General features: G+C 44.6%; 21 protein-coding genes. 11 read left to right on the top strand and 10 right to left on the bottom strand.

Annotation, left to right across the window (positions count from 1 at the left end):
* Positions 1–96: 96 nt before the first annotated feature.
* The 3 genes from ONT18_RS01955 to ONT18_RS01965 all read right to left on the bottom strand — a co-directional run bounded on the left by ONT18_RS01955 (position 97) and on the right by ONT18_RS01965 (position 4,507).
* The gene (locus ONT18_RS01955; RefSeq protein WP_264903813.1) at positions 97–1,764 is read right to left on the bottom strand and encodes an AMP-binding protein; all 1,668 of its coding nucleotides are present in this window, start codon (positions 1,762–1,764) and stop codon (positions 97–99) included.
* Positions 1,765–1,906: 142 nt separating this feature from the next.
* Entirely contained in the window at positions 1,907–3,154 is a 1,248-nt protein-coding gene (locus ONT18_RS01960) for an ABC transporter permease (RefSeq protein WP_264903814.1), read from the bottom strand.
* Positions 3,155–3,295: 141 nt separating this feature from the next.
* Positions 3,296–4,507: a pyridoxal phosphate-dependent aminotransferase gene (locus ONT18_RS01965; RefSeq protein WP_006846964.1), complete on the bottom strand. Its 1,212-nt coding sequence runs from the start codon at positions 4,505–4,507 to the stop codon at positions 3,296–3,298.
* A 263-nt stretch (positions 4,508–4,770) separates the two neighbouring features.
* On the opposite strand from ONT18_RS01965, the gene ONT18_RS01970 reads away from it, so the two are divergent.
* Positions 4,771–5,268 carry a DUF4494 domain-containing protein gene (locus tag ONT18_RS01970; RefSeq protein ID WP_118062873.1) on the top strand — a complete coding sequence of 166 codons (498 nt, stop codon included), beginning with the start codon at positions 4,771–4,773 and terminating at the stop codon, positions 5,266–5,268.
* Between the two features lie 36 nt (positions 5,269–5,304).
* On the top strand, positions 5,305–5,979 hold the full coding sequence (locus ONT18_RS01975) for a YggS family pyridoxal phosphate-dependent enzyme (RefSeq protein ID WP_022122026.1): 675 nt from the start codon (positions 5,305–5,307) through the stop codon (positions 5,977–5,979).
* Positions 5,980–6,031: 52 nt separating this feature from the next.
* Here ONT18_RS01975 and ONT18_RS01980 read toward each other — a convergent pair whose 3' ends face one another.
* The 6 genes from ONT18_RS01980 to ONT18_RS02005 all read right to left on the bottom strand — a co-directional run bounded on the left by ONT18_RS01980 (position 6,032) and on the right by ONT18_RS02005 (position 10,922).
* Complete coding sequence (locus tag ONT18_RS01980; protein ID WP_264903815.1) at positions 6,032–7,753, bottom strand: M6 family metalloprotease domain-containing protein; 1,722 nt, start codon at positions 7,751–7,753, stop codon at positions 6,032–6,034.
* A 281-nt stretch (positions 7,754–8,034) separates the two neighbouring features.
* A complete protein-coding gene (locus ONT18_RS01985; RefSeq protein WP_264903816.1) occupies positions 8,035–8,886 on the bottom strand; it encodes a ferredoxin family protein in 852 nt (283 codons plus the stop codon).
* Positions 8,887–8,915: 29 nt separating this feature from the next.
* Entirely contained in the window at positions 8,916–9,299 is a 384-nt protein-coding gene (locus ONT18_RS01990; RefSeq protein WP_022122030.1) for a DUF1573 domain-containing protein, read from the bottom strand.
* A gap of 300 nt (positions 9,300–9,599) precedes the next feature.
* The gene (locus tag ONT18_RS01995) at positions 9,600–10,034 is read right to left on the bottom strand and encodes an N-acetylmuramoyl-L-alanine amidase (RefSeq protein ID WP_022121070.1); all 435 of its coding nucleotides are present in this window, start codon (positions 10,032–10,034) and stop codon (positions 9,600–9,602) included.
* Between the two features lie 26 nt (positions 10,035–10,060).
* Positions 10,061–10,153 (bottom strand): smalltalk protein, encoded by a 93-nt coding sequence (locus ONT18_RS02000; protein ID WP_167529916.1) that lies wholly within the window; start codon positions 10,151–10,153, stop codon positions 10,061–10,063.
* A 217-nt stretch (positions 10,154–10,370) separates the two neighbouring features.
* Complete coding sequence (locus tag ONT18_RS02005; RefSeq protein WP_118139572.1) at positions 10,371–10,922, bottom strand: DNA-binding protein; 552 nt, start codon at positions 10,920–10,922, stop codon at positions 10,371–10,373.
* A 266-nt stretch (positions 10,923–11,188) separates the two neighbouring features.
* Here ONT18_RS02005 and ONT18_RS02010 point away from each other — a divergent pair, with 266 nt between their 5' ends.
* The 9 genes from ONT18_RS02010 to ONT18_RS02050 all read left to right on the top strand — a co-directional run bounded on the left by ONT18_RS02010 (position 11,189) and on the right by ONT18_RS02050 (position 20,950).
* The gene (locus ONT18_RS02010; RefSeq protein WP_264903817.1) at positions 11,189–12,277 is read left to right on the top strand and encodes an AAA family ATPase; all 1,089 of its coding nucleotides are present in this window, start codon (positions 11,189–11,191) and stop codon (positions 12,275–12,277) included.
* A 262-nt stretch (positions 12,278–12,539) separates the two neighbouring features.
* Positions 12,540–12,764 carry a DUF1016 N-terminal domain-containing protein gene (locus ONT18_RS02015; RefSeq protein WP_264903818.1) on the top strand — a complete coding sequence of 75 codons (225 nt, stop codon included), beginning with the start codon at positions 12,540–12,542 and terminating at the stop codon, positions 12,762–12,764.
* Between the two features lie 409 nt (positions 12,765–13,173).
* Positions 13,174–14,850, top strand: a complete 1,677-nt coding sequence (locus ONT18_RS02020) for an RNA-binding domain-containing protein (protein WP_264903819.1) — start codon at positions 13,174–13,176, stop codon at positions 14,848–14,850.
* Between the two features lie 5 nt (positions 14,851–14,855).
* Positions 14,856–16,004, top strand: coding sequence for a helix-turn-helix domain-containing protein (locus ONT18_RS02025; protein WP_264903820.1), 1,149 nt, complete (start codon positions 14,856–14,858; stop codon positions 16,002–16,004).
* A 116-nt stretch (positions 16,005–16,120) separates the two neighbouring features.
* On the top strand, positions 16,121–16,384 hold the full coding sequence (locus ONT18_RS02030; protein WP_234563777.1) for a hypothetical protein: 264 nt from the start codon (positions 16,121–16,123) through the stop codon (positions 16,382–16,384).
* A 101-nt stretch (positions 16,385–16,485) separates the two neighbouring features.
* Positions 16,486–20,025, top strand: coding sequence for a hypothetical protein (locus tag ONT18_RS02035; protein WP_264903821.1), 3,540 nt, complete (start codon positions 16,486–16,488; stop codon positions 20,023–20,025).
* 12 nt (positions 20,026–20,037) lie between these two features.
* Positions 20,038–20,163: a hypothetical protein gene (locus ONT18_RS02040; RefSeq protein WP_264903822.1), complete on the top strand. Its 126-nt coding sequence runs from the start codon at positions 20,038–20,040 to the stop codon at positions 20,161–20,163.
* Positions 20,164–20,472: 309 nt separating this feature from the next.
* Positions 20,473–20,655, top strand: a complete 183-nt coding sequence (locus ONT18_RS02045) for an RteC domain-containing protein (RefSeq protein ID WP_119238345.1) — start codon at positions 20,473–20,475, stop codon at positions 20,653–20,655.
* Between the two features lie 133 nt (positions 20,656–20,788).
* Entirely contained in the window at positions 20,789–20,950 is a 162-nt protein-coding gene (locus ONT18_RS02050; protein WP_171479883.1) for a hypothetical protein, read from the top strand.
* 272 nt (positions 20,951–21,222) lie between these two features.
* Here the strand turns inward: ONT18_RS02050 and ONT18_RS02055 are convergent, their stop codons facing one another.
* On the bottom strand, positions 21,223–21,432 hold the full coding sequence (locus tag ONT18_RS02055; RefSeq protein WP_006846942.1) for a DUF4248 domain-containing protein: 210 nt from the start codon (positions 21,430–21,432) through the stop codon (positions 21,223–21,225).
* Positions 21,433–21,554 lie beyond the last annotated feature (122 nt).

Consider the following 21,554-nt stretch of genomic DNA (forward strand, 5'->3'; position numbering starts at 1 on the left):
TAACGATTTGCTTTTTTATATTTTTCTCGTACTGAAGTCAGTTTGCTGATGATAGACCTTATCTGCTGATGGTCTGTCAGCAGATAGGGCCTGTCTCTAGATTGCGTTCTGATAGAGGTAACGCTTGATAGACTTCTTGGCTGTCTTTTCAAATTCCTGATTATGAAGTTTGATGCGTGACACCTTTGCGAAGCTAGGTATCTGCATGTTCAGTTCCTTGCGGTTCTGCTCCATGATGTTCTCCAGGTCTTCGTTTGTAAAGCCGAGGTTGTTAACTTCTTCCATATCCGGATGAACCAGAGCTACCAGCTTGTCATCGTTCTGTATTACGATGCTCTCGTTGACCATAGCCATGGAGTTGAGCTTGTCCTCAATCTCTTCCGGATAGATGTTCTGTCCGTTAGGTCCCAGCAGCATGTTCTTGCTTCTTCCTCTTACGAAGAAATGTCCGTCGGCGTCCATCGTTGCCAGGTCGCCTGTATGGAACCATCCGTCTTCATCTATTACGGCATCTGTTGCCTCCTGGTTCTTGTAATATCCCTTCATCACATTGATGCCGCGGCAAACCAGTTCACCGGCTACGTTCTCCGGGTCATCGCTCAAAACCTTTACCTCCATGTGCTTCACGGCAACACCACAGCTTCCTGCTACATAGTTGTCCTGATGGGCAAAGGTGATAAGAGGAGCAGTCTCAGTGGTACCATATCCCATTGCGATAGGGAAACCTACGCTGATGAAGAAGTTCTCTATCTCCTTGTTGAGCGGAGCACCACCCACAACAACCTCGCAAGGACGTTCGCCAAACTTTCTCAATACAAACTCGCGAACCTTCTCCTTGATGCGCTTATTGATGACAGGCATGTTCATCAGCAGTCGTGCACGGTTGGTTTGGATATGTGGGAAAACTTCCTTTCTTACAATCTTGTCTACTACAAGCGGCACCGCATAGAGGATGTCTGGCTTGATTTCTGACAACGCCTCTGAGATGAGCGTTGGGCTCGGCAGACGGGTAAGGAAGAAGATATGGTTACCCAATACTATATTGAAGAGAAATTCTGTCATGAGTCCATACATGTGAGCCATCGGAAGGGTAGAAAGAATGTTGCAGTTCTTACCTATATTAGGTTTCACTGAATCGATGAGGTAGTCGAGATTACCCCAAAGTGCTCTGTATGGGAGCATCACACCTTTTGAGAAACCGGTAGTTCCACTGGTATAGTTGATCATTGCCAGTTCTTCAGGATCGTCTACGTGATACTTCACGTGTTCTGGTCTGAAATACTTAGGATATCTGTGTCCGAACATTGCATTGAGGTTCTCGCGCGCATAAGTCAGTTTCTCAGAGCGCGAGATGACAAGCGAATTGTCCGGAAGATAGATGATTCCTTCCAGCGAAGGCATCTCCTCTGGTGTTATCTCTGTAGCTACCACGTCACCAACGAACAGAAGTTTGCTTTCGCTGTGGTTCACGATGTTGTGAATCTGTTCAGGCTTAAATTCGTTCTGTATAGGTACGACAATGGCTCCGTAAGTAATAATGGCCAGGAAGGCTACTGCCCACTGGCTACTATTTCTTCCGCAGACGGCAATCTTGTCGCCCTTCTTTACATCGCTGTTTTCGAACAGGATGTGTAGCTTCTCAATCTTTCTGGCAATATCGTGATATTGGAGGGTTGTGCCCTTGTAATCGGTGAGCGCATCCAGATTCCAATTCTTGATAATGCTGTTCTCAATATACGAGTTAAAACTTGGTATTGAATTCATTGCACAATTTACAAAATTTTGTGCAAAGATAATGAAAATAGTGCACACTGCAAAATAAAATGTGCACTATTTTCAAAAACTATATAAAATAATTAGTTTTTTTCCTTTTAAGTCTACATATTGTGGTGTTATAGACTGTATTTTACTCATATCTCATTGATTTGGCTGGATGGATATGAGAAATCAGGTAGCTTGGTGCTACGAGCATGAAGATGCTTATCAGCAGCGTAGCAATGTTCAGGGCTATGATGGCAAGCCAGTTGAATTCTACCGGAACGGTACTTACATAATAGGTCTGTGCATCGAGTTTGATGATGCCTGTAAAGTACTGGAGGGTAAGAATGCCGAGGGCGATGATGTTGCCCAGAAGCATACCCTTGCCGATGATGAAGACGGCAAACCACAGGAAGGTGTGGCGGATGGTCTTGTTGCGGGCACCCAATGCCTTCATTACGCCTATCATGGAGGTGCGTTCCAGAATGATGATGAGCAGACCGCTGATCATGGTGACGCCGGCTACTATCAGCATCAGACCGAGAATAATCCAGACATTCAGATCCATCAGGCTCAGCCATTGGAAGATGTTTGGATTCAGGTCCTTGATGGTAGAACTGCTGTAGGTTTCGCCATAGTGATCTACCGTGCGGTTCACCTTATTAATAATATAATCTTCAGTCTCGTTGATCTTGTTGAAGTCGTTAACGGTCAGTTCTGCACCGCTCGCCTGGTCTTCTTCCCATCCGTTCAGCTTCACGGCAGTATAGAGGTCGGTGTATACCATTACCTCATCATACTTCTTCAGGTTGGTCTGATAGATGCCCTTGATGGTGAAGCGGCGCATACGCACTCCGTTGTCATCAAAGAAGTAGGCAAAGATGCGTTCTCCCGTCTTCAGCTTCAGCTTATCAGCCATCAGCTGTGAGATGAGAATCTGGTTATGACTCGCTTTATCATCAAACTTAGGGATGCTGCCTTCAATCATGTTCTGATGGATAAAGGTAGAATCGAAATCAGGTCCTACACCTTTGAACATGACGCCCAGGAAATCGCTGTCCGTCTTCAGGATTCCCTCTTTCATGGCAAATTTCTGCACATGTTTTACGCCAGGTATCTTTTTCAGTACGTTGACCATCGAGTCGTTCATGACCACCGGATACTGGTTTTGCTGCTGCAGCGTCATGAAGTCGGCCACCTGTATATGGCTTCCGAATCCTATTACCTTGTCGCGTATGGTATGCTTGAATCCGAGCACTACGCATACCGACATAATCATAATGGCGAGTCCGATAGCAACACCTGCAGTGGCTATATGAATAGCAGGGCGAGAAACTTTACGTTTATCGCCCTGATCGCTATATAATCTCTTTGCTATAAATAGAGGAAAATTCATCTTTTGTAATGTTGAATGTTGAGTGTTGAATGTTGATAGTTGAATGTTGATAGTTGAATGTTGAGTGTTGAATGTTGATAGTTAATTTAATCTTTGTGTCCGTTAGGCAACTCAACATTCAACACTCAACATTCAACATTGTTATAGTCCTTCGTCTTCCACTCTTCCCGGATAAGCCTCAAGTGCCTTACCCAGAACCACCAGGGCACGCTCCAGATCGTGTTTCTTCAAGACGTAAGCTACACGAACCTGATTGTGACCGGCTCCAGGAGTCGTATAGAAACCAGAGGCTGGAGCCATCATGATGGTTTCGCCCTCGTAGTTGAATTCCTCCAGACACCAGCGGCAGAACTTTTCAGAATCATCGATAGGCAGTTTGGCTACGGTATAGAAGGCTCCCATAGGAATAGGAGAGTATACGCCCGGAATGCGGTTCAAACCGTCTATCAGACACTTACGACGCTCTACATACTCATCGTATACATCGCGGTAGTACTCTTCAGGAGCATCCAGAGAAGCTTCGGCTACAATCTGACCAATCAGTGGAGGAGAGAGACGGGCCTGGCAGAACTTCATCACCGCCTTGCGGATTTCAGCATTCTTGGTGATGAGGGCACCCACACGGATACCGCACTCACTGTAACGCTTCGAAACAGAATCGATGAGAACCGTGTTCTGCTCGATGCCTTCCAGGTGCATCGCACTGATATAAGGACTGCCGGTATAGATATACTCACGGTAAACCTCATCAGAGAAGAGATAGAGGTCGTACTTCTTCACCAGGTCACGAATCTGATTCATCTCTCTGCGGGTATAGAGATAGCCCGTAGGGTTGTTAGGGTTGCAGATCAGAATGGCACGGGTGCGCTCATTGATCAGCTCCTCAAACTTCTCCACCTTAGGCAGGGAGAAACCTTCTTCTATCGTTGTGGCGATGGTACGGATCTTGGCACCCGCCGAGATGGCAAACGCCATATAGTTAGCGTAAGCAGGTTCTGGTACGATAATCTCGTCGCCAGGGTTGAGGCAGCTCATGAAAGAGAAGAGTACAGCCTCAGAACCTCCCGATGTAATGATGATATCATCGGCAGTTACGTTGATGTTGAATTTCTTATAGTAATCTACAAGCTTCTCGCGATAGCTGAGATAGCCCTGACTTGGAGAATACTCCAAGACCGTGCGGTCTATATGCTTCAGGGCATCTAGGCCACATTGAGGAGTTGGAAGGTCAGGCTGACCGATGTTGAGGTGATATACCTTTACTCCACGTTTTTTTGCTGCGGCAGCCAGAGGAGCCAACTTTCTGATAGGTGACTCTGGCATTTCAAGACCGCGTACAGATATTTCTGGCATCTTAAAATATTGTTTCTTTCTATTAATTATCCGTGTCGAAAATTGAATTCTATGACCTTCTGGTCTTTTCAATTTACGCTATTCGGCTGCAAAGATAAGAAAATTAGATGAGAATTGAGAATAACTTTCGGTTAAATTTTATTTTTTGATTAAAAACTCTTTAAATATGTCGCTCTTTGCTTTCTTTTTTATAACTTTGCACTTAATTTCAAGAAATGTTATAAGATTATACTAATTAATTAAAATAAGTAAGAAGAAAAAATATGAGAAGTAGAACAAGTACATGGTTTGAGACCAAAGTGAAATATCAGAAGACAATGGAGGATGGTTCAGAAAAGGTTGTTTCTGAAGCATACGTAGTAGATGCTTTGAGTTTTACCGAGGCTGAGAGCGCCATCATCGATGAGATGTCGGTTTATGTAAGCGGCGAGTTGAAGGTGAGCGGTATCGGTAAGGCTGGCTACGGCGAAATCTTCTTCAGCGATGTGGATGATGATGATAAGTGGTATAAGGCTAAACTCCAGTTCATCACGATTGATGAGAAGAGTGAGAAGGAGAAGCGCAGCAATGTTACTTATCTTGTTCAGGCTAAGTCTCTCGCCCGTGCCCTCCGTTATATTGATGAGGTGATGGGCAAGACCATGATAGATTATGATGTAATTGGTTTGAACGAAACCAAACTGATGGATGTATTCGAGCACCATGCTCCTAACGAGAAGAAAGAGGAGAAGAATGATGTGCCTGAATACGAGGAGAAATAATTCAACACTCAACATTCAACATTTAACATTCAAGATATGGACTATGATGTAAAAGGAAATCTCCATGAGGTGCTGGGCAGCTTGCCTGCCGGTGTTCGTCTCGTTGCCATCAGCAAGTTCCATCCCAACGAGTATATCGAGGAGGCTTATGCTGAAGGACAGCGTATCTTCGGCGAGAGTCATGAGCAGGAACTCGCCAAGAAGGTGGCTTCGCTGCCTGAGGACATCGAGTGGCATTTCATCGGTCATCTGCAGACCAATAAGGTGAAGTATATCGCACCTTATATCTCGATGATTGAATCGGTAGACAGTCTGAAACTTCTCAAGGAGATTGAGAAGCAGGCTGCCAAGCACAATCGTGTGGTGAAGGTTCTTTTGGAACTTCATCTGGCTGAGGAAGATACCAAATCGGGTCTTTCTCTTGATGCTTGCCGCGAACTCCTGGAGGCAGGCGAATGGCGGGAGATGAAGCATGTGCAGATTTGTGGCATCATGATGATGGCATCTAATACAGACGATGAGCAGCAGATTGCTCAGGAGTTTGATGAGGCTGCCCGGTTCTTTGATGAGATAAAGGCCAGATATTTTGCTGATGATGATGCTTTCTGCGAGCGTAGCTGGGGTATGAGTCACGATTATCATATTGCCGTCAAGCACGGCAGCACGATGGTTCGTGTAGGTACCACCATCTTCGGTCCTAGAATATATTAAAATAATAAGAGGGTGTGTCATTAAACATGACACACCCTCATTGTTTATATAGTTAGTATACTATCTTCTGTCCCTTGCTGGTGATGTAAATCTTGCCCTTTTGTGGAACGGAAACCTTTCTGCCTTCCAGGTCAAAATAGGCTGTCGGTCTGTCTTTACCGATGATGACCGAAGAGATTCCGGTAGGAGAGAAGTTCTTGAGATAATCGAAGGTTACCAGACCGGTTGCTTCATCCTTTGTGATGTTGTAGAGCGGATGACTCGTATCAACACTGTTGTTCAGGGTGATACTGGTCAGACTGTTCACCTCGTACTCTGTAGCAGAGCCCGCCTTGTAGGTCGGGAACGGGTCGTTCTGAAGACTCGTTATGATATCATCGCTGCTGACGCCCGTGTTATAGCTGTTGTATACCATTCCGTCTGCAGGAACAATCATGACCCTTGGCTTACCAGTCGTGTTGTTGGGATTATCAAACAGATTAACCGATGACAAATCATCGTAGTCGATGCGCCATACCAGCATTCCGTAACCCAGAGCCTCCTTGTACCATCCCTCGTTTCTGATATTCTGCAGCAGCAGGTATTCGCCCTGGCTGTTGGCTATAATCTTGTATGCATCCGATGCCTTGTCGTATGGTTCCAGCTTTATCTGCTTCGCATCGGTATCCGAAAGGAGGGTAGGCTGTTTCCATCCTACGATGCTCTTCTCCCATGGAGAATAAGGGATAGGCTGGTAGCCGTTAGCCTGATAACTGCCCATATCCATAACGTCCCAATATTCAGGACTCTGGTTATGGTCTGTGATGCCGTTGGTAGGATAGATGTCTGGCAAACCGAGTGTATGCGAAAACTCATGACAGAAGAGACCGATACCATTGATGTAGTATTTGCCGTCTTGGGTATCTTCAGGCTTATTGTTCAGCTCGTTGTTAATGCCGAACCGGCGTACTTTTTTCCCGTCATAGGTTCCCAGTCCTTCTACGGTACCCGATTGCGGCCAGAGGCAATCGCCTGAATTACCTGAGATGCTTTCAGAATAGCCGGCGTAGATTACATATACGAGGTCTACATATCCGTCGCCGTCGCTGTCGTAATCGGTAAAGTTAACCTTGCCGTCTACCTGCTGGCAGGCTTCCTTAATCATCTGAGGAAAGTTAGTGTCACTGCCGTCGCCAACTCCGTTCTTGCCATAATAAGCAGAATTCCTGCTTACCGTAACAGGACCCACTACGTCAAACTGTGGTATAAACTGGTTATCGCTCATGTCAGCGAAATACTGCTGTACGCTGCCATAGTTCTGGCAGTAAGTCTCGTTGGTGATAAACACTTCTTTATCAGCCTCAGGCATAGCTTCTCCCTTCTTTCCGTTGAGGTAATGGTTGAATGTAACAACCGGATCCTTACTCTTGAACTTCACATCCTGAAACTGCACCAGGAGTACCAATGCCTTCGGACTTCCCTTATGAGGGAAATAGCTTGGTCTCACGGTTCCTATTTCTGAAGCTCTTGTGATATTCTCTGAAGAGAAAGCACGGGTCTTTCGGGTGTTCAGCTCTTCGGCAGTTATCTTTTCGTATTTCCCGTCTTGGGTTTCCCGCAGGGGCGTACCATCCAGCAGCATGTAGTAGTGGAAGGTTTCGTCGCCATGCAGGGTAGCACATGCTACGGTTCCATCAGCCAGCATAATCTTGGCGATGCCCGGTTTAGCCTTTACGGCATAGAGATTGGCGATGCCCAGGAAGGCGAGCGCCAGAGAGATGATTGTCTTCTTCATAAACAGTTAGGGTAGATGGGGAATTATTTATAAAAGTTTCGCAAGTTGGCTCCACACGCCCTGAAAGGGCAGAAGCTCTTAGCCCAGGGCAGCGCCCTGGGTAATTATGGACGCAAACTTGTCGCCCTGTAAGGGCAAAAGCTTTAAATACCGGCCAATTAACAAAGCTTTTGCCCTTACAGGGCGCCTTGCTGACTGCTATTATACCCAGGGCGATGCCCTGGGCTAGGAGCTTTTGGGCCTTCAGCCCGTACTTAAACCACATGCGAAAGTTCTGTTGTTTATTTATAAAAGTATTGTCCTTTCTTCTGAGTCTGGTGACCAAACTCGATGGCGTGATGCGGACAATGGTGATAGCAGGTAAAGCAGGTGAGGCAATCCTTGTGGTGCAGCCATTCCGGATATTCTCCATGACCGCCCTTGATATCGCCTACAGGACAGACGTTGGCACAGATGCCACACTTCACGCACTTGTCTTTCTCCACATGAAACCGCTTGTCGGTGATGAGCACCTTCTCAAAGAATCCGCCCACAACCTTGGTGAAGAACCAGGGGATAGGACCTTTTACCAGACGGTTCACGCCCTCTTTCCTGTCAAATACTTCTTCGCAGATAACCGCCAGTTCCTGTGCCGATTTCGATTTCTTACGAACTTCGCGCTCCTTCGGATCAACATCCATGAAAGGAAGTCCTACATAAGATTCCGGCATGATGAGCGAGTAGGAAGCAGAAACCTCCGTGATGCCCAATGCCTGAAGCGATGCATTCAGCGCAATCGTATCGTTGAGGTTTTCGATGGTGAGTCCGATGCTGTCGCCTGCAGTACAGACGCAATAGGCGAAAGGATGCTTTCTGAACGTCTCCTTGTCTTCAGCAGTAGCATCAGGAGTTTCTCTCCGTATCTTCATCTTCCTGATAAACTCCCTTACAAGGCGTGGAACTCTCCAGCCATGTACGGGGAAAACGAATCCGAGCCGTTCATTCTCTTTCAGAATAAACGGCTCGGCTATATTGTGGCTTGAATCATCCGCCCGCATATAAGGGACGATAGGAATCAAGTCTTCGTGTGTAGCCGCTGCCAGTCTGGCTGCTGCCCACTTGGTATTTCCAGTTCCTGAGAAATAGAAAATCATGCTTACTTTTAAATATGTATTGAGCTAGATTATTTCTTTTCTGTCATAACACCTTCTATATAGAGACGTGACATTTCTACATTGCCGTTAGAACGGACGGTGATGCTCTTCTTGAAATGACCAGGGAACATGCCCTTGCCGTTATAGGTAACACTAATCTGTCCTTTCTCGCCTGGAGCGATAGGCTTCTTGGTGTAAGAAGGTATGGTACAGCCGCAGCTGGCAATAGCCTGGTTGATAATCAAAGGCTTGTTGCCCACATTGGTGAAGGTAAAGGTAGCCTTCTGTACCGGATTTGACTCTTCGAACGAACCGAAGTTGTGTATCAGTTTGTCGAACTTAATCTCTGCCTGAGCAGATGCAGTAGCTACAAGAGCCACCAGCATAGTGAGTGTCAATATGATTCTTTTCATCTTCATATCCTTTCTTCTTTTTTATATTTTCTCTTTAATTTGTTTCTTATTTTTATTTAATTCGATGCAAAAGTACATATAAAGTTTAGTATTACGTTACTTTTTTACATTATTTAAAACAATTATGCCTTATATTTTATGTACAGCCTTCTTTTCAGTGGAAAAGTGGGGGCGCAATACTCCTCATTTTGAAGATGTTTGCAGATTCCTGAACAAAAATCCCCCAACCTTAATCACTTAAGATTGGGGGAGAGCGTAGAAAAAATAATAAAGTATGAACAATATCAACTGAATAGAGGGCTAAATGTGGAATTTGATTTCATTCAGCCAAGCCTGAACACTGAAGCAGGGACAGGACTTGTGGACGTTCGGGAGATCACGATGACCTAGGATCTCGGCTTCGGGATAGTCTACGCACAGACTCGTCAGGAGATTCTGGAGTGACTGCTTCTGAGCCTTCGTACGGGTATCTGCCGGATTGCCGTCGGCGTCGAGACCGCCTTCGTAACAGATGCCGATACTGTGTGCATTGAAATGGCGGGCGTGGGCGCCGATTTCTGATTCGGGACGGCCGGGGTAGATGACGCCGTCTTTCGTGATGTAATAGTGATAACCGATGCTGCGGAAACCACGGGCTAAATGACAGGCTTCGAGCTTTTCGAAGGTGAAGTCCTGCGTGACGCGTGTGGCAGAACAGTGGATGACAATAAGTGATATTTTTCTTGTGTTTTTCATAGTGCTGAATCTTTAAAGGGTTGATACTACTGGCAGCTCTGCACACAAAAGGCAGAGGCTACGGCGGTGAGAACGGTAATGACGAAATTCAGAATTTTCTTGAGTGTTTCTCTTTTCATTTTCATTTGATTTAAGGTTAATAAATGGATTGGGGGCTCGGATTTCCTATATCCGGGCGATACTTTTAGGAAGGAAGGCTGACAGGATGAGCAGATGGGCTTGATAGCGCGTGTTTCAATGATGCTTGCTATATTGATGAATAGCCGGGGGTGCTATAGCCGAATCCCGGACTGCATCCTGTCTAAAACCTTCTTTCTTCATTTACTAGCGAGGGGGTTACTCCAGGCCGTCGCTACCATCGGAGCCGCTGCTCTCGGTGTTGCCTGATCCGCCAGTCTGTGTTGAGTCGCCACCCTGGTTTGTGCCGCCACCCTGGGTGGTATCGCCTGTGTTATCCTTGCCGCCGTCTGGTGGAGTAACATCTCCTGTTACGGCTGTGGCCTTCTTCAGGGATGCATCGAGGTTCAGACTGTTTGCCTTGAACTCACCGGTGCCACGGGCACGGAGCTTCAGTCCGGCAATGTTCTTGGTGATGCTGAACTCCTTCTCGGAGGCAGCACCTTCCTTGTTCTTGATGCCGATGCTGAAAATGGCGAGGTCGGGAATCTTCACGGCGATACCCTGCAGAACCAGTTCTCTTACGCAGCTCACCATGTCGGTGAGCATACCCTTGATGGCTCCCTTTGAGAACGGGGTATTGTGACTTTCCATGTGCTCTGCGAGTTCATCAAGACCATAGGTCTGGGTGATTACAGGGTAGGCGAAAAACTTGCCGTTAGCGGCGCTCAACTTCTCGTTGACATACTTCTTCAATGTGTACAGAATCATAGTGTCTTCATTTTTAAGGTTAATAAATTGTGTTTGTGTTGTAGGGGGCGCTGCGCATTGCCTCTTGGTGGTATGAGATGTTATCTCTGAACCACAATGCAAAGATACGAAATCGGTGAGGGGTCAACTCACAGTTGCTCATACTTGCTCATGTTTTATCATACTTTTTCATAGATTCTTTTAGAAATGTTGCGATTTTCTTGTTTATCTCAGAAAAAATGATTAGCTTTGCAAAATATATTATTGAGTTTAAATAAACATGGGCAATGATTACAAAGATTAGGTTACAAAATTGGAAGAGCTTTAAGGACTCTACTATATATATCGATTCTTTGGGTATCCTTATCGGAACCAATGCTAGTGGTAAGTCAAATGTGTTAGATGCGTTTGCCTTCCTCTGTGCCGTGGGGGAAGGTAAGAGCCTTCTTGATGCCATTCAGACTGTTAGAGGCGGGGAAGATTGGATTATCCGTAGAGGTGAGGATTCTTTCTGTATTGAGATAGAAATAGAAATTGAAGAAAGTTCCTATCTTCTTGATTTGAGGGTGGTTAAGCGAAATTCAGTTTTCAGTTTTGGACCTTGTGAAATCCGTCGTTTGGGTATAGAAGACGATGATGCCGTTCCTGGTGAGTTTATTGATTCTGCTCGCAACATTGCATGGAAAACGTATGATGTTCCAATACTTCTGGATTTTTGGGCAAAGATATATGCTACTTTTAGAAATATCATCATTCTTGATCCTGCTCCTGCTAAGATGCGTGATTACTGCAAGATTTCCAAAGAACTGAAGTCTGATGGTAGTAATGTAGCAGGTGTTTTATGTGCGTTGTCTCTAGAGGAAAAGAAAAAGGTGGAAGCACTGGTGTCCAGCTATGTTCGGCCACTTCCTGAACGTGATATAAACAAGGTTATATCTGAGCCTGTTGGTCTGATTAAGTCAGATGCCATGCTTTATTGTTATGAGGATTGGAATCCTGAACAGCCTGTTGATGCAAGAGGTATGAGTGATGGAACGCTTCGTTTTATTGCGATTGTCGTAGCTCTTTTGACGGTTGCACCTCATAGCTTACTGCTTATCGAAGAGGTGGATAATGGCTTGCATCCTTCTCGTGCCAAGGAGTTGGTTGATATGTTGAAGGATTTGTCACGACAGCGCCAGGTTGATGTGCTCTGTACGACGCATAATCCTGTTTTGTTGGATGAGTTGGGAAATAAGATGATTCCGTTTATCAGCTATGTTACCCGTGATGAGCATGGCGATAGCCATGTCAATCTCTTGGAAGAAAAAGAGAATCTAGCCAAATTGATGGCTTCTGGAACAATAGGTAGAATGATGGTTAATGATAAGATATAGAAGTGGAAGGCTACCGTTATAGGAGGGCAAGCTTTAGGCGATGCTTCTATCGTTGAAGTCGTAAAATATTATACTGATTTAGGATATCAGGTTGAAATCTTTACTGGTGATGAAGGATTGAAAGCTTATGAGCCTACGGTTGAAATCCCTAGGAGAAGAAGAAAATGACTCAAGCTTTGCAAGTCCGTTAGGCGTTAGGGAGATACGTAAGTCCGCAGGAACGCCTAACGGACCCTAACGCCATGCAGGGCATAATGAGAAAGTGCTACGGAGCGTAGCACTTTTGCCGTGGTCGCACAATCTGCTACTGCTGAGCAAGGGATTTAATGATGAAGCCACGCTATATTATGCTCAGGAAACTATAACCAAAGGTTGGAATCGTGACTTGTTGCTCAATGCCATCAAACTCAATATGTATGAGACACAGGCATTGGCTGGTATAAAGTACAGAAAGATTCACAGAACAATGATATCTCCTTTTCCCTGACATACAGATTGTGAACACATGTGTTCACAATCCTTTACGACAACAATCAGTTGTTCGCAGCTAAGTATATGACTTACTGGAACGCCTTGGTTTATCCAATCAAACCAAGAATCGTGAACGTTATATTCTTGAAACCTTACTGATTGCTCGTAATGTGCTGATAATCAATACTAATTGAAATGGCAAAATGACGAAAGAAACAAATAACTCAAAAAGCTCTAAAACAACCTTTTTCGCTCGTATTTTATGATTATCAATGAAAGGAATAATATTGCGAAATACTCAATTATTTGCATGTTTTCGTAAATGTTTTGAGAATATTTTACCTTTTTCTGAAATTATTTTCGTACTTTTGCAAGCGTATTTCAGATTTACTGAAAGTGGATGTAAACGATTTGTTGAACAGAGAATGATGGACGATATGTTGAAACAGATAAAGGCTGGCGAGGTGTCGGGGGTGCAGTTCAAGGAACGCATTCTCGACAAATATGATATTGCCTGTGAGTTAGTGGCGTTCAGTAATTCACATGGTGGTAAGTTGGTAGTTGGTATAAAGGATAAGACCGGAGAAACCAATGCCTTGTCGTATTCTGAGGTACAAGAAACTACCAACTTATTGAGTGACATTGCTTCAGAAAACGTAGTGCCATCCATTCTGATAAAGATAGATACTGTTGAGGTCGAGGATGGCAACTTGGTTATTGCTACTGTGAAGGAAGGACTCAATAAGCCTTATCATGATAATAAGGGAATCGTATGGGTGAAGAATGGTGCCGACAAGCGTAAAGTGTTCGACAATGCTGAACTTGCAGAAATGATGACCGACTGCGGTAGTTTTGCACCAGACGAGGCTGGTGTTAGGGATGCAACTGTCAACGACCTTGATGCAACGACCATCAAGCAGTTTCTTGGCAACCGTTTTGATAGAGTGTTGGAAAAGAAAGGCTTGACAGGTGACGCTTTTAATGAAGCATCACTTGATATGATATGCTCTGCCATAGCTAAGGGGCATGACTGTGAGAAGATTCTTCGCAATCTGCGATTTATCCGTCCTGATGGTACACTAACCGTTGCTGCCATGCTTCTGTTTGGCAAATACACCCAACGTTGGTTGCCAATGATGACAGCCAAATGTATCTGTTTTGCAGGCAACAGTGTCGGCAGCAAGGTGTTCCGTGATAAGGTGAATGATGCAGATATGGAGGGGAATCTGCTTCATCAATATGACACGATCATGGATTTCTTCACTCGTAACCTGCATAATGTGCAAGTAGGAGATGAATTCAACAGCATGGGTAAGTTGGAAATACCTTACACAAGCTTGGTTGAGTTCACGGTAAACAGCCTTGTACATCGCTCGTTGAACATGAAAGCCCCTGTTCGCATTTTCATTTTCGACAATCGTGTTGAGATTCACAGTCCTGGTGCATTGCCTAACGGACTCACTATTGATGACATCAAAGCAGGAACTTCCATGCCTCGCAATATGTTCCTTTTTAACAATGCTATATACTTGCTGCCATACACTGGTGTAGGTAGTGGCATCACTCGTGCACTGGACGAAGATATCAATGTCACATTTATGAATAATGACAAGGCACAGGAATTCGTCATCACGGTTTGGAGAGAAGAAAGTAACCAAGTCGAGGGGGAAAGTAACCAAGTCGGTAACCAAGTCGAGGAAAAAAGTAACCAAGTCGAAGACCATAACACTGGACTTAGACACTCTAACACCGACTTAGACACCGACCATGACACTTTTGACGAAGACCATGACACTCAACTTAGACACTCTGACACCGACTTAGACACCGACCATGACACTTTTGCCGAAGACCATGACACTATACATAGTTACCATGACACTAAAAGAGTGCCATTGACGAATAAACAGAAGGATATAGTAAACTTCTGTAGCGTGCCAAGAACAAGTAGGGAAATTTTGGAAAGAGCCGGTGTTGTCTATCATACAAAAAATATAGCTAAATACATCACCTCCCTTGTTGCAGCAGGATATTTGCAGATGACCAATCCGGATAATCCTACGGCAAGCAATCAAAAATACAAGAAAGTAACAATAAAATAGTAAGAATGATAGACTCTTTATATTTCCTTCAGTTCGCATGTTTCATCTTCATGCTCATCAATGCCCTTATCCTCGGCATCACCCACCTGCACATGAAGTGGACCAACCGACGCTATGAGTGGTCACGCTGGATGATACTTGCAGGTATGATGGGACTTGCCATACAATATCTCTTGCAGATGCGCTTGGGTTTTCGTGCGAAAAGCGATGACTTGGGAGCTATTTTCAACATTCTTGTCTATACCCCATGTATCACCACTATCGCCATGGGCATATACAACATTGAGGCGACCCATGCCAACCGCCGAAAGATGAACATCGTCTGCGCTTGCATTTATGCCGCTATCATAGCAGTTTTCTGCATAGGCTACAGCAATAGCGGAAGTCTTAACATTGGCAACTGGCTCTATGCGATGCTCGTATTGTTCGGCACAAACGTAGCGTATTGCATCTATATGATTATGATTGAGATGCGGAAACGCAAGAAGATGTTAGAGCTGATGACTGGAAACGACATGCTGCCCTACGTGCGATATGCCCGAGCCAGTGTCTTCGCCCTGTTCTTCTCTGCCCTTACCATGCCTTTCGTCATCCTCTCTACCACCTTATTATATATAATAGGTCCGTTGGCTCTGCTCACTATCCTTTTCTTCAACCTGAGTTTCGTGGCATTGGGCTACAATTACGTTCCTACCGAGGAACTCTTGGATAAGGAGGAAGAAGAAAGCGCAGCCATAGCAGATGAAGAAACTGAAAACTCCGATGGGCAGGATGCAGAACCTATAGGCGATAAAGAAAATTTACAGTCAATTTCTCAGGAGCGTCAGATGTTCATCAAGGAGAAGCTCGACAAGTGGTGTGCTGATTTGGGCTACAAAGACACCACAGTAAACATGTTCACCCTGTCACGCTCGCTGAACATTTCCAAGAACGAGTTATCACGCTACTTCACATCATGCCTTAATTCCACCTTCCGCATCTGGCTTGCCGAGGTACGTTTCGAGGCAGCAAAGAAGATGATGCTCGACTATCCCGACTACAACAACGACATCATTTCTGCCGAATGTGGCTTCTCTTCACGCTCCTATCTCTATCGCATATTCAAAGAGAAAGAAGGTTGCTCACCAACTGTCTGGAGAGCAAAAATACAATAAAATCACGCCTTAGGTGTCTACTTCCCCCACCAAGTAGACACCTATTTTGTAGGAAGTAGACACCTAAGTGGGGCAAGTAGACACCTTTTTCCGAAGAAAAACACTATCTTTGCACCATGGAAAATATAATAGAAACTTTCATGAAAGAGGAACAGGCTATTCTTATTGTGGCATTGTGTCTTCTGTTGTTCGCCATAGTCATGGGCTATGCCATGGTTCAAGACTACAGGATATATCTTGATGAGAACTACAAGGCTCGCTACAGCTTCTGTGATTTCATCAAGAGAGAAAGATTCTATATCTATCTGTTTCTCGGACAGACTTTCGTCATCATCCTGGGATTTACAGTATATCTGATGGCAATGAGAGAAAATATGTAAGAAAGTAGAATAACAATAATAATTTACAGATATGAATAACAAAAAACAAAGAAACAGGCTATTCACGATGCTGCTGCTCGTGATGGCTATCCTCATACCTTATGGGGGGGGCATGGGCACAAACGCCGCCTTCCAAAGGTGATGGCTCAGCAGACAAACCTTATAAGATATCCACAGCAGCCGAACTGGCGTGGTTCCGCGACCAGGTGAATAGCGGTAATAATACTATTTCAGCCACGCTGACTAAAGATATTGACTTGTCAGAGTTCTGCCATGCGAAGGATGGCACCACGTATACAGATGAGCTCAGCTGGACTCCTATCAATTGGTATCAAGGTACATTTGATGGCAACGGGAAGACTATCAGCAATCTCTACATCAATGCCACCTCTAATTATACCGGTTTCTTCGGCTATGCTTATGTTGGCAGTATCAAGAATATCACTTTCGACAATGCGAGGGTGAAGAATACTGGTGGTTATAATTTTGGAATTTTGGCAGGAAACGCAGGTTCTTGTATTATTGAAAATATCAAGACCTTGGCAAACTGTTCGGTAGAAGGAGAAGACTACGTTGGCGGAATAGCAGGAGTTGCTAACGGCAACATCAGCAACTGCGAAAACCGTGCAACAGTGAAGGGTATAAGATCTCTCGGAGGAGTTGTAGCTGCCTATTTCGGTAATTCCATCACTTCATGCGCCAATTATGGTGTCGTAACAGGCTCGGGAGAGAGCGTTGGTGGCATTGCTGGATATTTTAACTCAGGAACCATTCAGAACAGTGCCAACTATGGCGATGTAACGGGAACTGATAATGTCGGAAATTTGATAGGACTTGCTGAAGAATGCAACCTGAACAATGTGCTTGGCACTGGTAATGTTACTGCTACTTCTGCAAAGCTTGCCGGTCTCCTTGTTGGAAACATAAGAAAATCCTCCAGCACCGCTTCTGGCATCTTGGCATACAACAGCAGCGCGAAGCTTACCATCAATGGAACTGAGCAGACAGGCGATGCCGTCAAGGCTATCGGAGGAGGCTCATTGACATCAGCTGAAAAGATAATGGCATTTACTGAAGAACAGTTGAAGAGCGGATTGGTTGCCAATCAGCTTCAGAAAAACGTATCAGGAAGTGCAAGATGGGGACAAAAACTGAACACAAACGATTATCCTTTACTTGGCTCTGCTGATGAGGTTTACTTGGATGGTAATCTGACAATGAATTGTTTAGGCGAGCTGGAAGGTACAGGTACATTTACCAATACCAAGCCTGCACAAGAGGGCACATTTACGTTTAAGCATGGCGATAGTCCCAAACATCACAAATTCGTGGCTGCTACCTGCACCACAGATGGCAACATCGAATATTGGGAATGTAATCTTTGTCATAAGTCTTTCTCGAACGAGCAGATGACACAAATGGTGAGCAGTCTTGTAGTAGTATCAGCTACCGGACATGAATATGATGAGAACGACAAGTGTACGAAGTGTCAACAGGAAATTCCTTTCTTGAAATTGGGCAACAATTCCATAACAATCGGAAAGGTGCAGGGCGAGCGGGAAAAAATCAGCGGTTACAATCTTTATAAATATACAGCTCCAGAAGATGGCACGTTGGAGGTGACGGCAAACAGCAACCGTAAAAATACCTATGGTACCCTGTGGGAGAGCCGTACGGCTGCATCTTGCTTGACTTCCGATAATTCTTGGCCTGACTTCAAAATCACCTATACTGTAACGAAAGGCACCACTTATTATATCGGCGCAAGAGAATTTTTTGGCAAAGCCATCGAAGGCGAAGTCAAGCTCAATGTAAAAATGAATGGTCTTGATCGGGAATTGCCAGCAGGTATGACTGGTAAAGGAACAGAGGCGGAACCATTTGTGCTGAAGACGGCAGATCATCTGGCGTGGTTCCGTGACTGCGTGAATGAATGTAACACATTAGTCTGCGCAAAGATTGCCGATGAGGTGAAAGAAATTGATATGAGCACAGTATGCCATAAGGCTGATACCGAAAAGCAGATAGCAGAGCTCAGCTGGACTCCTATTGGTAACTTTGATAATAAGTATCAAGGTACATTCGATGGCAACGGGAAGACCATCAGTAATCTCTACATCAATGCCACCTCTGCTTTTGCCGGTTTCTTCGGTCATCTTGCTGGTGGCAACATCAAAAACATCACTTTCGACAATGCGAAGGTGAATAGTGGTAATTATTATACTGGAATTTTGGCAGGATACGCAGGTTCTTGTATTTTTGAAAACATCAAGACCTTAGGAAACTGTTCGGTAGAAGGAGAAGATATAACTGGCGGAATAGCAGGAATAGCAGAGGGCAACATCAGCAACTGCGAAAACCATGCAGAAGTGAAGGGAATGGGATCTCTCGGAGGTATTTTAGGTATGTATTACGGTTCCGACAATTCCATCACTTCATGCGCCAATTATGGTGCTGTAACAGGGGGGTACAGACAAGTTGGCGGCATGGTTGGATATTTTGACTCTGGAACCATCCAGAACAGTGCCAACTATGGCGATATAACTGGAAAAGATAATGTCGGAAACCTGATAGGAGAAGGTGTTATATGCAATCTGAACAATGTGCTTGGCACTGGTAATGTTACTGCTACTTCTGATACAGAGCGTGCCGGTCTCCTTGTTGGAGGCATAAACAATTCCTCCAGTACCGCTTCTGGTATCTTGGCATACAACAGCAGTGTTAAGCTGACCATCAATGGAGCTGAGCAGACAGGTGAAGCTGTCAAGGCTATCGGAGAAGGCTCATTGACCTATCCTGAAGGCGTGAATGAAGCTGACGTGATCAAGGCATTCACCGCAGAGCAGCTGAAGAGCGGTGAGGTGGCTTATTTGCTTGCCGAAGGCAAAGTATTAGGCGAGCAGGTATGGGGACAGCAGTTAGGCAAGGACCAATATCCCGTTCCCGGCTCTGACTATAAAGTAATCAAGGCTGCACAGGGCGACAAGGATGCAAATGGCAACTATACATATTGGGCAACATTCAGCAATCAGACAAACGATGTAACCCTTTCTGTTCCGTCAGACAGAACGCTTAAGGTCTATAACGCAACGGTAAGCGGTGGCAAGATGACATTGACACAACGCAACGACAACCAAGTGGCAAAGGAAGAGGGTGTGCTACTGAAGACTAACGGAGAGTATGTCAATGCAAAGGCAAACGAGACAAATGACTTGACAAAAGCTTCCTCTTATGAGAACCACCTTGTGGCTACACCAGCTGAAGCTCAGACTGTAACAGCAGAAACTGGTTATAAACTTTATCGTCTCACATATAATAAAGCTGCAACAAAAGAAGGTCTCGGCTTCTACCTCAGTGGTAGCAATAGCAGCGACGGAACAAGCCTCAAAGCGACTCCAGGAAAGGCTTATCTGCAAGTATCTGAAAATGAAGCAAAAGACCCATCATCGGCAGCACTCGCCCGCAGCTTTGTATTCGGTGGCGGCAACGAGACAACAGGTATAGATGGAATCACCATTATGGGTACTGACGTGCAGCGTCATGGCACTATTGAAGGAATCTTCGACCTCCAAGGTAGAAAGATAAGCAATCCGACAAAGGGCATATACATAAAGAACAACAAGAAAGTAGTAATCAAATAAAAATAGCACAATATGAAGAAAGAATATATAAAACCAGAAATGCAGGTGCATGAGATAAAAGCCCAACAGTTGCTGGCAGGGTCGCAACCTGAGTTTAATAATAAAAGTCCAGAAGATGGAAATGAAGATATGTGGTAAAATCCTAAGCTGACAGGAATACCAATTATCTGAAAATAATTATCAATCCATACTTCGCGGTTGTTCCAAGGGTCTATACACCTCGACAAAAGGGTGTATAGACCCTTAATTATATGGTGATATTCGTAATCTATATCTCCGCTTTCAGCAGCTTTATATCCTCTGCCGTCATCCCCGTCATATCCATGATAGACGCTTCATCCATACCCTTTGCCAGCACATCTTCCTGGCAATTTCAAGGCTTCGCTGGGACATGCCTTCTTCCATGCCTTCAGCTCTGCCTTTTTCCATACCTTCTTCTATTCCTTTCTGGTACCTGTCATCCAGGAGGTACAGGAGCTTCATGGCATCAAAGCCAAGGACTGCTATCGTTTCTATACCGACATCAGAAGACGCAAAAACCATAGCCGTACTTACTTCCTAGACAGAATGCAGGAGAAGTTGAACGACAAAATGCGAAAGGATGATGAATTGAAAAGAATGAGACGTTAAAATGGCATGAAGTTGGTATTTGGAATTTTTTCGTAGAAATTCAACAGAAAGTTAACAAAAAGTTTGGTAAAGTGAAAATAAAAGCATAATTTTGCAAATTAAATAAGTACATAACATTAAAAACAAGAAGATTATGGCAATAGAAATTAAAACAATACCTGTCCTTCATGGTGAGGCAGCAGCTCGTTTCGTTGAAGCGGCTGATGAGGCATTGGAAAAGCGTGGCTCCATTGATTTCTCCAAGCAAGTAGCCAAGGCACGTGCTATATTAAAACGTTCAAAACTGTACATTTAAGGAAATTAAAGCAATCGGCTGCAATCAATATACTCTTGATAAGCTAAGAAGTGCTATAGTTCCAAGGGTCTATACACCTCGACAAAAGGGTGTATAGCCCCTTTTTCCTATTGTATGATGTCTTCAGGTAGAAGTATCTTAGCTTCTTCGTTATTATATTCCATCATGTTATGCTTTATTATTATCGTTCACAAAGATAATCTTTCTGAACGATAATTCCAAATATTTGAGTAACAATTAGTTGGCTCATTTTCAGATGAGGCGGAACTGGGTTAGGGTTCACCGAGGAAGTAGAGGATGTAGGAGACTTGCATCGGGGTGAACTCCTTGCAGTTCTTGCCGTAACCGGTGGCGGCGAGCTTCTGGAGAAGGTCGGGGATGCGCTGGATCCATCGCATCAGGTGAGCACTGGCTACCGCTGGAGTAGCATCGGGAAAATACAGGAGAGCTAGCTCTTGCTTGGTATAACTTCTTAAATCCATAGTTTTGTTTGATTTTTATGAGGGTTATGAATGAGTTGCGGTTCATAAGCTACTGACTTTTGCACCCTAAGTCTCTGACTTTTGCACCGTAAGTCTTTGGTTTCCGTTTCGGAAGTAACTGG

Source organism: Segatella copri (genome assembly GCF_026015295.1).
Lineage (GTDB): Bacteria > Bacteroidota > Bacteroidia > Bacteroidales > Bacteroidaceae > Prevotella > Prevotella copri_C.

Bases quoted from the DNA above. Each gene is read 5' to 3' on its own strand.
- ONT18_RS02035 (WP_264903821.1), top strand. From the start codon at position 16,486: ATGGGGGGGGCATGGGCACAAACGCCGCCTTCCAAAGGTGATGGCTCA.
- ONT18_RS01990 (WP_022122030.1), bottom strand. From the start codon at position 9,299: ATGAAAAGAATCATATTGACACTCACTATGCTGGTGGCTCTTGTAGCT.
- ONT18_RS02040 (WP_264903822.1), top strand. From the start codon at position 20,038: ATGAAGAAAGAATATATAAAACCAGAAATGCAGGTGCATGAGATAAAA.
- ONT18_RS02025 (WP_264903820.1), top strand. From the start codon at position 14,856: ATGATAGACTCTTTATATTTCCTTCAGTTCGCATGTTTCATCTTCATG.
- ONT18_RS02005 (WP_118139572.1), bottom strand. From the start codon at position 10,922: ATGATTCTGTACACATTGAAGAAGTATGTCAACGAGAAGTTGAGCGCC.
- ONT18_RS02010 (WP_264903817.1), top strand. From the start codon at position 11,189: ATGATTACAAAGATTAGGTTACAAAATTGGAAGAGCTTTAAGGACTCT.
- ONT18_RS02055 (WP_006846942.1), bottom strand. From the start codon at position 21,432: ATGGATTTAAGAAGTTATACCAAGCAAGAGCTAGCTCTCCTGTATTTT.
- ONT18_RS02030 (WP_234563777.1), top strand. From the start codon at position 16,121: ATGGAAAATATAATAGAAACTTTCATGAAAGAGGAACAGGCTATTCTT.
- ONT18_RS01955 (WP_264903813.1), bottom strand. From the start codon at position 1,764: ATGAATTCAATACCAAGTTTTAACTCGTATATTGAGAACAGCATTATC.
- ONT18_RS01985 (WP_264903816.1), bottom strand. From the start codon at position 8,886: ATGATTTTCTATTTCTCAGGAACTGGAAATACCAAGTGGGCAGCAGCC.
- ONT18_RS01975 (WP_022122026.1), top strand. From the start codon at position 5,305: ATGGACTATGATGTAAAAGGAAATCTCCATGAGGTGCTGGGCAGCTTG.
- ONT18_RS02050 (WP_171479883.1), top strand. From the start codon at position 20,789: ATGGCAATAGAAATTAAAACAATACCTGTCCTTCATGGTGAGGCAGCA.
- ONT18_RS01980 (WP_264903815.1), bottom strand. From the start codon at position 7,753: ATGAAGAAGACAATCATCTCTCTGGCGCTCGCCTTCCTGGGCATCGCC.
- ONT18_RS01970 (WP_118062873.1), top strand. From the start codon at position 4,771: ATGAGAAGTAGAACAAGTACATGGTTTGAGACCAAAGTGAAATATCAG.
- ONT18_RS02000 (WP_167529916.1), bottom strand. From the start codon at position 10,153: ATGAAAAGAGAAACACTCAAGAAAATTCTGAATTTCGTCATTACCGTT.
- ONT18_RS01995 (WP_022121070.1), bottom strand. From the start codon at position 10,034: ATGAAAAACACAAGAAAAATATCACTTATTGTCATCCACTGTTCTGCC.
- ONT18_RS01965 (WP_006846964.1), bottom strand. From the start codon at position 4,507: ATGCCAGAAATATCTGTACGCGGTCTTGAAATGCCAGAGTCACCTATC.
- ONT18_RS01960 (WP_264903814.1), bottom strand. From the start codon at position 3,154: ATGAATTTTCCTCTATTTATAGCAAAGAGATTATATAGCGATCAGGGC.
- ONT18_RS02020 (WP_264903819.1), top strand. From the start codon at position 13,174: ATGATGGACGATATGTTGAAACAGATAAAGGCTGGCGAGGTGTCGGGG.